Origin of the sequence: Rohdeia mirabilis (assembly GCA_007750655.1) — a bacterium.
Classification (GTDB): domain Bacteria; phylum Planctomycetota; class UBA1135; order UBA1135.
Genome location: CP036290.1, coordinates 2,603,112 through 2,617,055, shown reverse-complemented (window position 1 = coordinate 2,617,055; position 13,944 = coordinate 2,603,112). Strand labels below are relative to the sequence as shown.

The 13,944-nt window shown below is 71.5% G+C and carries 12 protein-coding genes; 1 reads left to right on the top strand and 11 read right to left on the bottom strand.

The window, feature by feature from the left end; genetic code table 11:
- Nucleotides 1-13: 13 nt before the first annotated feature.
- From Pla163_RS09755 to Pla163_RS09710, 11 genes are all read right to left on the bottom strand, one after another.
- Nucleotides 14-1,882, bottom strand: a complete 1,869-nt coding sequence (locus Pla163_RS09755; protein ID WP_145187203.1) for a hypothetical protein — start codon at nt 1,880-1,882, stop codon at nt 14-16.
- A gap of 12 nt (nt 1,883-1,894) precedes the next feature.
- Entirely contained in the window at nt 1,895-2,821 is a 927-nt protein-coding gene (locus Pla163_RS09750) for a glycosyltransferase family 2 protein (RefSeq protein WP_419185765.1), read from the bottom strand.
- Complete coding sequence (locus tag Pla163_RS09745; protein WP_145187197.1) at nt 2,818-3,900, bottom strand: glycosyltransferase family 4 protein; 1,083 nt, start codon at nt 3,898-3,900, stop codon at nt 2,818-2,820. Before Pla163_RS09745 ends, Pla163_RS09750 begins: the two co-directional genes overlap by 4 nt.
- The gene (locus tag Pla163_RS09740) at nt 3,897-5,069 is read right to left on the bottom strand and encodes a glycosyltransferase family 4 protein (protein ID WP_145187193.1); all 1,173 of its coding nucleotides are present in this window, start codon (nt 5,067-5,069) and stop codon (nt 3,897-3,899) included. The genes Pla163_RS09745 and Pla163_RS09740 overlap by 4 nt, the downstream gene beginning before the upstream one ends.
- Nucleotides 5,057-6,310, bottom strand: coding sequence for a glycosyltransferase (locus Pla163_RS09735; RefSeq protein WP_419185764.1), 1,254 nt, complete (start codon nt 6,308-6,310; stop codon nt 5,057-5,059). Before Pla163_RS09735 ends, Pla163_RS09740 begins: the two co-directional genes overlap by 13 nt.
- A gap of 29 nt (nt 6,311-6,339) precedes the next feature.
- Nucleotides 6,340-6,807 carry a DUF5658 family protein gene (locus Pla163_RS18965; RefSeq protein ID WP_419185763.1) on the bottom strand — a complete coding sequence of 156 codons (468 nt, stop codon included), beginning with the start codon at nt 6,805-6,807 and terminating at the stop codon, nt 6,340-6,342.
- A gap of 186 nt (nt 6,808-6,993) precedes the next feature.
- Nucleotides 6,994-8,217, bottom strand: a complete 1,224-nt coding sequence (locus tag Pla163_RS09730; protein WP_145187187.1) for a hypothetical protein — start codon at nt 8,215-8,217, stop codon at nt 6,994-6,996.
- An 87-nt stretch (nt 8,218-8,304) separates the two neighbouring features.
- On the bottom strand, nt 8,305-9,435 hold the full coding sequence (locus Pla163_RS09725; protein ID WP_145187184.1) for a glycosyltransferase: 1,131 nt from the start codon (nt 9,433-9,435) through the stop codon (nt 8,305-8,307).
- The gene (locus Pla163_RS09720; RefSeq protein WP_145187181.1) at nt 9,432-10,703 is read right to left on the bottom strand and encodes a glycosyltransferase; all 1,272 of its coding nucleotides are present in this window, start codon (nt 10,701-10,703) and stop codon (nt 9,432-9,434) included. Before Pla163_RS09720 ends, Pla163_RS09725 begins: the two co-directional genes overlap by 4 nt.
- 4 nt (nt 10,704-10,707) lie before the next feature.
- On the bottom strand, nt 10,708-12,231 hold the full coding sequence (locus tag Pla163_RS09715; RefSeq protein WP_145187178.1) for a sugar transferase: 1,524 nt from the start codon (nt 12,229-12,231) through the stop codon (nt 10,708-10,710).
- A complete protein-coding gene (locus tag Pla163_RS09710) occupies nt 12,228-12,905 on the bottom strand; it encodes a 5'-methylthioadenosine/S-adenosylhomocysteine nucleosidase family protein (RefSeq protein WP_419185762.1) in 678 nt (225 codons plus the stop codon). Before Pla163_RS09710 ends, Pla163_RS09715 begins: the two co-directional genes overlap by 4 nt.
- Nucleotides 12,906-12,969: 64 nt before the next feature.
- Between Pla163_RS09710 and Pla163_RS09705 the strand changes: the two genes are divergently transcribed.
- Nucleotides 12,970-13,923 carry an NAD-dependent epimerase/dehydratase family protein gene (locus tag Pla163_RS09705; RefSeq protein ID WP_145187172.1) on the top strand — a complete coding sequence of 318 codons (954 nt, stop codon included), beginning with the start codon at nt 12,970-12,972 and terminating at the stop codon, nt 13,921-13,923.
- The last annotated feature ends 21 nt before the right edge of the window (nt 13,924-13,944 follow it).

The window sequence follows — 13,944 nt, the reverse complement described above, 5'->3', positions numbered from 1 at the left end:
GCGCCGCTAGAGCCTACCCGGCCGGGGGCTCCGAGCGTTCGGACGGTCGCTTCGGACCGAGGCTCCAGCACCGCGTTCCGTCGTCGCTCACGGCCTTCGTCGAGCCACCGAGCGGGTCCCGCCCGGGCCGAGCCGCCGTCGGGAGTCGGTGCTCGACGTCCCGCGCACCGCCGGCGTCGAGCAGTCGCTCCTCGACCTCGAGCGCGCCGTCGGCGATCCGGTAGCGCCGCACCACCCGACTGTTCGGGACCGCCGTTCCGTCGCGCCAGGCCAGTGCCGCGGTCAGCTCGAGGACATCGCCGTCCACCCGGCTGGCGACCTGGCGGGCGAAGCCGCTCGACACCCGCGGATGGGCGAACGCCAGCACGTCGCGCCGCAGGTGTCGCAGCGGTTCCGCCAGCGCGTCGAGGCGCGCGCCGCGGCGCCAGGCCACCCGTGCGAGCCAGAGGCTGAAGCGCTGATCGGCCCCTCCCGCCCGCCATCCGCGCCGCGGCGAGATCGGGCCGCGGACGCCGTTCCACTCGCCGCTGTTCGCGCCGCCGAGTCGGCAGCGCGGCAGCTGCTCGCGCCAGCGGCCGTCGGGGTCGAGGGCCACGACCCGGATCGGACCGTTGCCGCAGGGCGAGCCGTGCATCGCGTTGCCCGGCGGCCGCGCGCCGCGCACCCAGGCCACCAGGCCCGGCGCGTCGAAGCGGGCCAGTTCGGCGTCCGCGAACCAGGTGAGGCCGGTGGCGCCCGGGTCGACGACGTCGGGCGCATCCGTCTCGGGCCAGTCGCGCAGCGCCCGCGCGGCCCAACAGGCGTGCGCGGCCCAGAACGTCGCGCACTGGTAGCTGCGACCGCGCCCGGGTCCCGGGCGGTGGCTCGTCGGTCGCCCGCTCGGCTCGAGGTGCTCGATCCAGGCGGCGAGCGAGCGACGCGCGGCGAGTCGTCGTTCGGCCGAGCGCTCGTCGAACGTCCGCGCGCCGGCGCTCAGCGCGTGCACGTCGAACGGGTTCGAGGCGACCTCCTCGCCCGCGCCCCAGTACCAGGGCTTGGCTTCGAGCAGGCCGCACTTGATCCCGTCGGGCCCGACGAGCCCCTCGAGGAACCGCAGTCCGCTCGCGAGTCGCTCGGCGTGCGGTGCAGAGGTCGGATCGATGCCCAGGCGCTCCAGCGCGAACAGACTGAAGCCGGTGACGCGCGACTGGTAGAAGCTCGACGCGTCGGCCGCTCCAGGGTGCCCCGCGCCCCAGTCGAGCGGGTGGTACGGATAGCTGCCGTCGCCGCGCTGGACGCCCGCGATCAGGTCCAGCGCCTCGAGCACCGCGTCCTTCCACTCGTCGCGCGGATCGAGTGCCCAGGCGCTGGCGAGTCCGGTCAGGGCCCAGGCGCGTTGGGCCGGGACGCCCTTGTCGCGACAGGCGTACTTGAGGTACGTGTCCGCGTGCAGCAGCGCCGCGTGCGAGAAGGCAGCGCGGTCGTCCGGGCCGAGCTCGTCGCCCAGCTCGAGGCACAGGCTCGCCAGAGCGTCGCTGCACGCGCCGCCGTCGATCACGCTGTTCGAGCAGTTGAACGGGTCGTGGCGTCCGGGGCGGAACGTGTGACAGGGGCTCGTGCCTTCGCGTTCGAGGCGCGCGACGAGGCGCCGCCCCTGGCCGAGCGCGGTGGCGAGGTGGTTGGCGTCGCCGGTCGCCAGGTACAGCTCGAGCGCGAGGATCGCGACGCAGGCGCTCTTGCCCGTGTGCTCGATCCGGTGGTCCGGACAGATCAGACGGCCCGCGTCGTCGCGCGTGCCGACCAGCCAGGCGAGACAGCGCTCGAGCGCTGCGATCGCGTCCGCGCGCGTGGGCAGGGCGAGCGGACCCGCGGCCGACCCGATCGTGTGAGCGGTGGACGTCATCGCGCGCACGGGTCAGCTGAGCAGGAAGCGGCGGTACGAGGCCAGGATCGGGCCGAGAGGCTCGCACGGGCGCCCGCGCAGACGGCTCCACAGCGTGCGCACGACCAGGTCCGTGATCGTGAACGTCACGCAGGCCTTCACCCACGGACCGGCCCAGAACCCGAAGTGCTTGCGGAAGTACGTCAGGCGGTTGTCGTGCCAGATCGGGACGAAACCCGCGAAGCGCGAGGTGCTGGCGCCCACGTGGTGGACGACCCTTGCCTCGGCCACGTAGCGCGTCCGATGGCCGGCGTCGGCGAGGCGCTTGGACAGGTCGACGTCGTTGTAGAACAGCCACAGGCGCTCGTCGAACAGGCCGACCTGGTCGAGCGCGCTGCGCCTGAGCAGGAGCGCGGCCGCCGGCGGTTGGTCGGCGTCGCGGCTGTCCTCCTGGGCCCAGTCGCGCAGGAAGTAGCGCCGCAGTTCGGCGCTGTTCGGGAACCAACGCTCGAACGGCGTGGCGAAGAACAGCGGAGTCCGCCAGCGCGGAAAGGCCATGCAGGTGCGCTGGGTCTCTCCCGAGCGGTGCACGAGGCGCGGGGCGGCGGCTCCGTACTCGGGGTGCGTCTCGAGCCAGTCCACGAGGAGCGACAGCGCGTCCGGCGCGACCTCGGTGTCGGTGTTGAGCAGGAAGACGTAGTCGCCGTCGCACGCGAGCATTCCCTGGTTGCAGGCGATCGCGAAGCCCTCGTTGCGCGGGTTGCGGATCAGCTCGACCTGCGGGAAGCGCTCTGCGACCATGTCGGCCGAACCGTCCTCGCTGCCGTTGTCGACGACCACCACCTGGTGCGGCACGAGGTCGCTCGCGAACAGGTGTTCGAGGGCGAGCCGCGTCAGTTCGCTGGTGTTCCAGGACGGGATGACGACCGAGACGCGCGGGTGCAGGGGCGTCGCGGTCACGCCCGACTCCGACGCGCGGGTTCCATCTCGCGCACGAGGCGCGCCATCAAGGTGTCGACCTCGTGGTCCCGGACGACCACCTCGCGGAGTTGGTCGGACGACGCGACCGAAGGACCGCGATCGACCGTGAGACCGCGGACGGCGGCGGCGAGCGAACGCGCGTCGTGCTTCTCGAACCGGTGCGCCGCACCGGCAGCGGGCAGCGACGCGAAGACCCGTTCGAAGCTCTCGTTGCACGTCACCGGCGCCACACCGCAGGCCATGGCTTCGAGCACGACCTTGTCCACGCTGCCCGTGTGGCTCGAATTCACGAGCACGTCCGCGGCGCGGTAGAGGTCGGGCATCTGGGGGTACGGCACGTGACCGAGCCAGCGCACGCGCTCGCCGAGGCCGAGCTCGTCCACCCGCGCGCGGATTCCGTCGGCGTAGTCGTCGTCACCCGCCGCCAGTCCCCCACCGGCCCAGGTGAGGCGCGCGTCGATGCCGTCCGCGACGAGCTGCGCCAGGGCGTCGAGCACCGACTCGGGGTCCTTCGCGGGTGTGAGGCGTCCGGCGCCCAGCAGCTCGATCGCGTCGGCGCTGCGCGTGCGCCGTTCGGCCGCCAGCGGCGCGAAGTGCGCCACGTCGATCCCGTGCCCCGTGACGACGCGCTTGGGGGTCTCGAGTCGCAGGGACTCCTCCGACGCGGTGAAGATCTTCCGCACCAGCCGTTCGGCGCGCCGCAGTCGATCGTCGACGCCCTTGTGCGTGTACCACAGGTAGAGCCCGGCGCCGCGGCGACGCGCCGGAGTCGCGGCGAGCAACGCGTAGCGCGGGACCATGTGCGCCAGCACGGTGTCGTAGCCCTGGTCGAACGCGTCCCCGAGCGCCGTGTGGTAGCGCATGAAACGCCGCACGCGACCCTTGCGGCCGATCTCGACCGCGTCGACGTTGGTCGGCAGGTCGAGGTCGTCGCCCACGGCCAGAGCCACGACCCGCACACTCTCGCAGTGCTGCGCGAGCCCTTCGATCCAGCGCGGGACGAAGCCGAGGATGCCGTCCTCGCGGTCGAGGATCTGGGTCAGGAACAGGAGCTTCATCGGGTGGTCGGCATGGGGGGAGCCGGCGTGTCGTCGCTGCGGCGCTCGGCCTCGAGTCCGACCAGTTCGTGGAGGCCGCGCGCGTAGCCCGCGAGGACGTCGTGGTAGGCGAAGCCCTCCGCGATCGCGCGGGCTTCGATCTGCATCTGCTCGCGCATCGGATCGTTCGCGAGCAGCGCGCCGATCGCCTCGGCGAGCGACGAGGCGTCGAACCCGCACAGCGTCCCACCGCGTCCGTCCCCGATCAACTCCGGCATCACGCCCACGTGCGTCGAGACGGACGGCGTCCCACAGGCCATCGCTTCCACGGTCACGCGCGGTCCTCCTTCGCAGGTCGAGGCGCAGACGAGCAGGCGCGAGGTGCGGTAGAGCTCGATCAGTTCGTCGTCGGTCTTCACCCAGTCGAGCAGCTCGATCGCGCCGTCGAGTCCGCGGGCGGCGATGCGGCGCTCGACCTTGCGCCTGAGCGGTCCGCGGCCGAGGAAGGTGGCGCGCAGTTCGGGCCGCGTGCGTCGTACTTCGTCGAGCGCGTCGATCAGCGGCAAGAGCCCCTTGTTGTTGACCATGCGGCCGACGAACAGGACGTCGCGGACGCGTTCGCGCGGCGCGGGTCGGTAGCGCTCGAGATCGATGTACAGGGAAGGCAGCACGAGGATCTTCTCGGGCGGCACGCCCCAGGACTCGAGCAGGCGCGGCATCTCGTGGTGGTTCACGACGCGGAACGCGGCCGCCCGCGTGCTGGCCCAGCGCACGTAGCGCTTGGCGATCGAGCGGTCGAGGACCTCGCGGAGGTCGGCCGGCACGGGCACCCCCGGGACGTGGTGGATCTCCGACAGGTAGGGCACACCGGTCGCGCGCGTCAGGCGCGCGGCGGCCAGGCCGTTGTAGAACCACCCGTAGTCGTGGCTGACGATCAGGTCGTGCGCGTGCTCCGCGATCAGCTCTCGTCCGCGCGCGACCAGCCAACGGCGCATCCCCGAACGCCCCGTGTTCGCCGGATGCAGGTGGACGTTGCCGAACAGGTTCGTCGTGGTGACGGGTCCGTCGGGGCGCGGCGAGAGCACGTCGATGCGGTCGAACCAACGCGAGAACTCGCGCTGCATGTGGTGGAACGGACCGCGGGCGCCGGTCGCACTCTGGCGATCGCCCGAGAGCATCAAGAGGCGCATCGTCGAGCCTCCTGCGCGTCGGAGTGCGGGCCGGTGTGCGCCGAGTCGGTGTGCGCCGAGTCGGTGTGCATCGAGTCGGTGTGCATCGATTCGAGCACGCCGCGGTAGATCGCCTCGAGTCGGTCCGCCAGGCCCCGCGCCCCGTGGTTCGCGCGGGCGCGCTCGCGCGCGGCGCGGCCGAGTCGGCGGCGTTCCGTCGGATCCAGCGCCAGGCGTTCGAGCGCCTCGGCCAGAGCCGTCACGACCACGCCGTCCGCACTCGGCGACTCGACGAGCCGTCCGTCGACGCCGTCGTCGATCAACTCCCCCACTCCGCCGACGCGCAGGGCGACGGCCGGCGTGCCGCTGGCCGCTGCTTCGATCAGAGCGACCGGCAGGCCCTCGGAGCGCGAACAGGACAGGACGGCGTCACTGGCCGCGTGCACCCAGGTCGTGTCGTCGATCGCTCCGGCGAAGTGCACGGATCCAGCAGGCAGGTCGCGCGTGGCCTCTTCGAGTGCGGCGCGCTCGGGTCCGTCGCCGGCCACCAGCAGCACGGCGTCGTGACCGCGCTCGCGCAGCGCGACGAGCACCCGCCCGGCGAGTGCGGGGCGCTTCACCGCAGCCAGGCGCCCGACGAAGCCCACGACGAAGGCCGAGGGCGCGATCCCCGCGCGCTCGCGCGCTTCGATCCTGGTGGCCTCGTCGATCGCGAGGTGCGACTCGAGGTCGATGCCGGGTGGCGAGAGGCTCACGTCGCCCGCCGCACACACCCTGAGCCGTACCAGATCCTCGGCGGTGGCGCGGCTGACCGCGACGATGCGATCGGTGCGTCGGGCGAGCAGCCGTTCCACCGTGCGCAGGCCGCGCGAGGTCGCGCGCCCGAAGTACCCCTCGAGCACGTGTCCGTGGAAGGTGTGGACGAGCCCCGCCGAGCGCGGAGCGGCCAGACGCCCGAGGAACCCGGCCTTCGAGGCGTGGGTGTGGACCACGTCGGGCGCGAAGGCGGCGAGCTGACGGCGCAGGTCGAACAGGGCGCGCAGGTCCCCGCTCGGCCGTGCGCGTCGCCCGAGACCGGGGATCCGGACGGCCTCGACGCCGCTCGCGCCCAGGGCGTCGAAGAGGTCGCCCTCGCCGGGGTCGGGCGCGCCGCAGAACACGCGCAGTTCGTGCCCACGTCGGACGAGCTCCGGGTCCGAAGCCAGGACCTGGCGTGCGGGGCCACCGAGGTTCATCCGAGTCACGACGCGAGCGATGCGCATGGCCAGCGAGTCTACTCGCCACCGCGGCGTCAGCGGTCGAGCAGGGTCAGGTGGTAGCCCACGAGCAGGGTGTAGACGCTCGCGGCGGCGTAGACGCCCAGCCGGGCCAGCGTGAAGTTCTTGTGGATGGTGAGCACCACCAGGGCCACGCCGATGAGGATGGTCTTCGACAGCACGAAGCCCAGTCGACCCGAGCGCAGGAGCTCGTCCGCCACCGGATTGATCTCCGCCCCGCCCGCCTGCAGGTGCAGCAGCGTGAAGTAGGTGTCGAGGCAGTTCATGGCCGCGATCCACAGGATCAGCAGCCACCACCGCAGTCCGTAGGCGTCGACGAACAGCCCCTCGGCCTCTTCCCCGCGACGCGGCCCCATGCGGCGACCGCCCAGGAGCGAGTAGCGCGAGAAGCGGGGTGTCGGGCGCGAGCGCCGCTCGTGCACGTCTCGTCGCTCGGCGCCCATGCCGGGGCCTGCGACCGTCTCCGCCTCGATTCCACTCATCGTTCCCGACCTCCATCGACCGTCGGGCCCCCGCGAAGGACAGGAAAAACCTTCACCGACGTCGACCTTCGCGGGGGCCGCCCAGCGGCGCGGCCCCTCGGCCCCGCCGTCGCGGACCGAGCTGGCGTCGCGTTCCAGCACCGTGTACTCGCTCCAGCACCGTGCTCGCGGTCCAACACCGTGCTCTCAGTCGCGCCCGCCGCCGCCCGAGTTCCCGCCCCGCGAAGCCGACCCTCCCGGTCGCGCGTCCAGTCCGGCGGGACCGCCCTCCCCGGACGGATCGGGATCGAAGAAGTCCGACCGGTAGGGCGAGGTCCACACCCGGCCCGTCTGCCAGGGCCGTTCGAGGGCGGAGGTCGGGAGCGGTTCGAAGTGGAAGTCGGCGCTCAGGAACTCGCGGTCGTGCCCACCGCGATCGTCCAGGACGGAACGCCGCGAGGGCAGCACGAGGCCGGTCGGCAGGAGACCGCCTTCGGGGTCGTCGAGCAGCGCCGTGAAGGCCTCGACGCCGTCCTCGCCGATGATGTCGCTCTGTGCGCCGATCGTCTCCGCGAGGCGGGTCCGCCACAGTTCGAGCTGTTCCGGCGAGGCCTCGACGCGCGCCCAGTCGGAGTAGCGGACGATCACGGTGACGTTCGGCGCGACGGGGTCGGGGAAGCGCAGTTCGCTGATGCGCTTGGTCCGCGGATCGAGGTAGAGATCGAACTCCGCCGACGCGTGGCCGTACTCCGCCTCGAACGGCGCGGGCAGCACGAGGCGGTAGACCTCGTGCGGTCGCTCGCCGAGGCGCTCGTTCCGCAACCACCAGATCTGCGGCGAGAAGAGCGTGAGGCTGTGCGGCATGAGCCCGAAGAAGTACTCGCCGAGCATCACCTTCGACGCGTTGAGCCCCGCGCGCTCGTTCTCGCGCAGGGAGACGCCGTCGACCTCGCACCAGTACACGTCGCCGTCGCCGATCTCGCGTCGGAACTGCGGCCGGTACTGGCCCTGCACGTCGGAAGTCGTGACCAGTTCGCGCAGGAGGTAGCCGCGCCCCGCACCGTTCGCGAACAGGAAGCGCGGCTCGAGGTGATTGATGCGCCAACGTTCACCCGGGCGCATGACGCGCGTGCGATAGACCTCGAGGGCGTCGTACCGCACCCCGGCGACGTCGTACCACAACAGGTGCTCCTGCCACGTCCCCGGCAGGTTCGGACGCGATCCGGCCGCGACGAGGATGTCGCGCAGGGCCACTTCTCCGCGCTCGACGGCGAGCGGATCGGGTTCCTGCTGGCGCGGTTGCCCGGCGCGCTCCTGGTGCGGTCCGAAGGAGGCGTTGGCGGTCGACGTCGCGACTGCGGCCGCCGCGGGCGCGACGGTGTCGAAGCTGTGCGCGCAGGCGAGGAACGTGAGGAGAAGACTGGTGAACATGGGGCGGGGTACGACGCGGGTGGTGCGGTGTTGGGTGGGAGCGGTCCCCCGGAAGAGTGGATCACTCCACTCGTCGGGTCGTGCGTCCTACGCGCTGGCGCGTTCGAGCACGGCCTCGTAGACGGCGATAGTCTCGTCGATCATGCGGTCGATGCCGAAGCGCTCGCGCCGCACCTGTGCGCCGCGGGCTCCCAGTCGGGAGCGCAGCTCCGGGTCGGCGGCGAGACGCACCGCAGCCGCGGCCCAGGCGTCGGGATCGCTGGGCGGAACGAGCAGACCGGTCTCGCCGTCGACCACGACCTCGGGGACCGCGCTGACACCGCTGGCGAGCACGGGCCGCCCGGTGGCCATGGCTTCGAGGAAGACGAGTCCGAGCCCCTCCCACAGGGAGGTCATGGTGAAGACGTCGGCCGCCGCCATCAGGTGCGGCACGTCCCGGCGGATTCCGAGGAACCGCACGCTCTCGCCCAGTTCGAGGCGGGCGGCCGTGGCCTCGGCGCGCTCGCGTCCGTCCCCGAACGGGTCGTCGCCCACCAGCCACAGGGCCAGCGGCGCCTGGGTGCGCTCGCGCGCCCGTGCGAACCCGGTCAACAGGACGTCGTGGGCCTTCTGGGCGGCGAAGCGCGCGACGCACAGGAAGACGGTGGTCGTGGGCTGCACTCCGAGTTCACGTCGCAGCGACTCGCGCCGCGCCGGATCGAGCGCGGCCGCCTCCTCGAAGGGCACCGGATCCAGCCCGTAGTAGATGCGCGTCAGGCGCCGCGCCGGAACGCGTCCGTAGCGCTCGATGAAGCGACCGACGTGGTCGGAGAGGACGATCGTGCGCTGGGGCAGCCGCCCGACGAGACCGTGGACGCGCGAGACGAGCGGTCGTCGCAGCACCTGTTCGTCGTTGTGCTTGCTCGAGATCAAGCGCCGGCGACGACCGGCCAGCGTGGCGGCGACCGCACCCAACACGTCGGCCTTGAGGAGATGGGTGTGGACCACGTCCGCGCGGCGCATCATCGGCATCAGGCTCCGAGCGACCCCCAGGGCTCCACCGACCGCGACGACCTCGCGAGCACCGGCGGCGCGGAAGTCGTCCGCCAACGTGCCAGCCCCTTTCAAGTAGGCGACGGAGGGCTCGTGGCCTCGGGCGGCTTGCCCGCGCACCTGACTGAGCAGGTGCATCTCGGCGCCGCCCACGTCGAGCGTGGTGCACAGGTGCAGGATCTTCATGCCGTGCTCCCGGGGCTCTGGAACGCCGGATCGGCGCTCTCCGAAAGGGCGCCCGAGTTCGCGTTCAGGGCCACGGCCTCGCGGTAGACGGCTTCGAGTCCTGAGACCATCGTCGAGCGCGTGTGTCCGGCGAGGAGGGTCGCGCGGCCGCTCGCACCCAGTCGTTCGCGTTCGTCGCGGGTGAGCGAGGCCAGGTGGGCGATGCAGCCCGTGAGCCCGTCCACGGACTCGACCTCGAACGTGAAGCCGCCGCGGCCGTCCCCCACCAGGTCGCGCGCTCCGTCGACGCGCGCGGCGAGGACCGGTGTTCCCGCCGCCATGGCCTCGAGCACCACGTACGGCAGTCCTTCCCAGCGCGACGGCAGCACGAGTCCGTCGAGACTGCGCAGGATGCGGGGCACGTCCCGGCGCCAGCCGAGGAACTCGACCCTGTCCGCCACGCCGAGGTCGGCCGCCAACGCGCGCAGCTCGCCCTCGGTGTCGCCGTGTCCGACCAGTACCAGGCGCGCGCGCTCGGCCCCCGGTCGGGCCAGGGCCCGCAGAGCCAGATCCTGGCCCTTGGCGACGTTCAAGAGGCCGACCACGCCGAGCAGCAGTTCGTCCTGGTGGGCGCCGAGGTCCGCGCGCGCGAGCGGTTCGGCGGTCTCGAACGGCCCGGGGTCGATGCCGTTGGGGACGACGCGCACCTGATCGGCGCGCACCACTCCGCTCGCGAGCATCGTCTCGGCCTCGCCCGCCCCGACCGCGACGACGACGTGGGTGCCGCGCGCGAGGCGTTCCTCGATCGAGCGGAACACTCGGCGTTTGGCCGGGCCGAACATGTGACTGAACAGGAAGGCGAAGGTGTGCGGCGTGTGGACGCGCGCCCCGATCCCGGTCCGCAGCGACGCGACGCGGCCGAGCACACCGCCCTTGCTCGAGTGGGTGTGGACCACGTCCGGAACGATCGCCCGCAGGTGCCGTTGGACGGCGCGCAGGTGCGAGTAGTCCACCAGCGGCCTCAGCGAGCGGACCATCGGCAGCTCGAGCACGCCCACCCCCTCGGCGGCGAGCCGCTCGAGGTCGTCGCGGAACTCGGCGTGGCGTTCGCAGGAGGCGATGACGTGCACGTCGAGGCCGGCCTCGGCCTGACCGAGCGCGACGTCCACGAGGTGCCGGCGCGTACCGCCGATCGTGGACTCCATCACGTGCACGACGCGCAGCGGCCGCGTCGAGCGCCACGCGCCGTCCGCGAAGCCCTGTTCGTTCCTGGTGGCGTCGTTCCCCATCCGCTCAGTGTGCGCCCGTGCCCTTGACGATGGCGAACAGCGTGAGGAACAGGATCACGACGTCCAGCAGCAGCGAGCGGTTCTCGACGTAGTAGATGTCGTAGTCGAGGTTCTCGTGGATCGCCTCGTTGCGCGCGTAGCTGATCTGCCACAGGCCCGTGATGCCGGGCTTGGCGCGCAGGCGCTCGCGCTCGAGCGGCCCGTACTGGTCGACGATGAACGGCATCTCGGGGCGCGGGCCGACCATGCTCATCTCGCCCTTCAGGACGTTGAAGAGCTGCGGCATCTCGTCGAGGCTGTAGCGCCGCAGCAGGCGTCCGATCGGCGTGATCCGGGGGTCGTGCTCGCTCGACGGCGTCACGGCGTCGCCGCTCATGTGGATGTACATGGTGCGGAACTTCAACATCTCGAACGGCTGGCCGTCCTTGCCGATCCGCACCTGCCGGTAGAACACGGGGCCGGGCGTGTCGCGCTTCACCAGGACGGCGGCCAGGAGGAAGAAGGGCGCCAGGATCACGACGCCGATCGTCGCCAGCAGCAGATCGAGCAGGCGCTTGGCGATCGCGGACGGCAGGCTCAACCGACGGACGGCGCGCGTGATCAAGGGGATCGAGTCCAGGGTCTCGATTCGCACCTTCTGGGAGAGCAGCTGGTAGAAGCGCGGCACGACGCGGTAGGTGACACCGAGGCTGTCGAGCTCCTCGACCACGCGCATCATCGTGTCCTCCTCCACCGACGGAACGGCGACGAAGGCCTCGTTGATCTTGAGTTCGCGCACGAGTCGCGGGAGCTCGTCCACCGTGCCGACCACGGGCACGCCGTCCACCTCGGTACCGACCTCGGGGATCGTGGCGCCCGGTTCGTCGGAGGCCTCCCCCATCGTGACGAAGCCGCGCAGCCGCAGGCCGAGCGTCGGCACCAACAGGAACTTGCGGGTCAGCCAGCGCGCGGTCTCACCCGTGCCGATCACGACCGCGTTGCGATTGCCGAGCCCGCGGCGGTACAGCGACTGGATGACCTTGAAGGACACGAGTCGGCTGAGGCAGGTGAAGAGGAAGAGTGCCGTGAACGTGATGCCGATCGTGACCCGCGAGTAGGCCTCGGGCGTGAAGCCGAAGTCGAGGGCGAAGCGCAGCCGCTCGAGCGAGGTCGCGTCGACCGGCGGCGACTCGAAGCCCGGACTGCGCAGGAAGACCATCAACGTGATGACCAGCAGGAAGCAGACCCCCGTGCTCTTCGTGATGGCGGCGAACTCCTCGATGTTGAGGAGGCTCTTCACGGTGCGGTACATGCCGAAACCGTGGAAGCAGAGCAGGCTCACGAGCACGATCAGCCACCACAGCGGCACGTAGACCTCGAAGGGGATCTCCGCGCCAGGTCCGGCCATCTTCGAACCGACCTCGAACCCGATCAGGCACGCGATCAGCACCACGACGGCGTCGATACCGACCTGGATCCAGGTCGCTAGGACCTGGAAGTGGCGTCGGACGAAGGTGCCGACGGCGGTACGGCTACCGACGGGGTTCACGGGGAGGACTCCATGGAAGTGGTGCCGAGGAGCTCGGCCAGGAGCGTGGGGATGGTGGCGGCCGCGCGGGGGGCTTGGGCGTGGAAGTGGCGCCGGAATCCTCCCATCGCACCCAGTCCCTGGGTGTCGGAGAGGCTGCGCAGGGCACCCCAAGGTACCCCGGAGGACTGTGCGACCCAGCCAGCGGCTGCCGTCTCCATGTCGACCACGCAGGCGCCCGGGCCGAACCGCACCTGGCGCGCGAGTCGCCGCCACGGGGTGATGGCGGCGCGATCGGCGGTCAGGAAGCGCGCCGAAGGACCCGGGACCGCGCGGCGCCAGGCGGCCAGAAGTTCGGGGTCCGGCTGGACGTCGGTCGGCCACGGCAGGTGCAGATCGATCTGCCGGGCTTCGGCGCAGTGGACGAGCGTCCCGACCTTCTGGCGCAGCGAGAGGCCGCCGCAGACGCCGATGACGACCAGCCCGAAGCGCGGAGCGGGATCGATCAGGAGCGCCGCCGCCCGTGCCGCGGCGACCTTGCCGACGCCTCCCACCGCGGCGCGCACCAGGCAGCCCGAGATCTCGCCCTCGAAGGTCTCCATCCCCCGCACCCGTCCTGCGGACCGCAGCTGGGCGGAGAGCGGCGCGAGTTCCTGGCCGAGTGCGGCGAGGACGGTGAGGTCGACGGAGGTCATGGGGAGCGGATGTGCGACGCTATAGTCTGCCCTCCCCGTCTCCCCCCGACACGTGACCTGACCCATGAGAATCGCCCTGACCGGCGCCACCGGCTTCATCGGCGGCTACATGGCCCGCGGGCTCAGCGAGGATGGCCACACCATCCGGATGCTGTGTCGCCCCGGCCGCGAGTCCGCTCTGCCCCAGATCGCCGAGGACCACCGCGAGGTCCACATGGGCGACCTGACGGACGCCGCGAGCATGGCGGGCTTCCTGAAGGACGTCGACCTCCTGCTCCACCTGGCCAGCGCCCACGACCACTTCGACGAAGCCACGATGCGTGCCATCAACATCGGTGGCACCGAGAACCTGCTCGAGGAGGCGCGGCGCAACGCCCCCGACCACCTGCGCTTCTGGGTCATGTCGTCGGCCGTGATCGGCGCGCCCGTCTACTCGCTGTACCGCGACACCAAGCGGATCCAGGAGAAGATCATCCGCGCCGAGCGCTTCGAGTGGGCCACGTTCCGCCCGACGCTGGTCTACGGCGTGGGCGACTACCGCCACACGGCACCGCTCCTGCGGCAGTGCGCCGCCAAGCGCGGGCGCTTCCTCGTCCCCCACGACGGTCTCTCCAAGATCAACCCGGTCCACGTGGAGGACGTGGTCGACGCGCTCAAGCGCTTCTTCGACTTCGAGCGCGGCGTGGACTGCATGTACGAGCTCGCCGGGCCCGAGGGCATGACCTACAACGAGTTCGTCGACCAGACGATCGCGGCCGCCGGCGGCACGATCCGGCGCCGCAACATCTCGCGCCGTTGGGCGAACTGGGCGATCTTCTTCAAGGGCCTGTTCAAGGACACCACCGAGGACCGCCGCGCCAGCGCGTACTTCTCGCTGCACCACGAACACGACATCACGAACGCGCGCTACGAACTCGGCTGGGAGCCCCGCACCTACGCGGAAGGCATCGGCCAGGTCGCGCGCGAGAGCGACTGGTGGAAGTTCGAGTCCGAGGGCGGCAAGCGCCTGATCGACTGAACGAGCGAACACAGGTTCGGG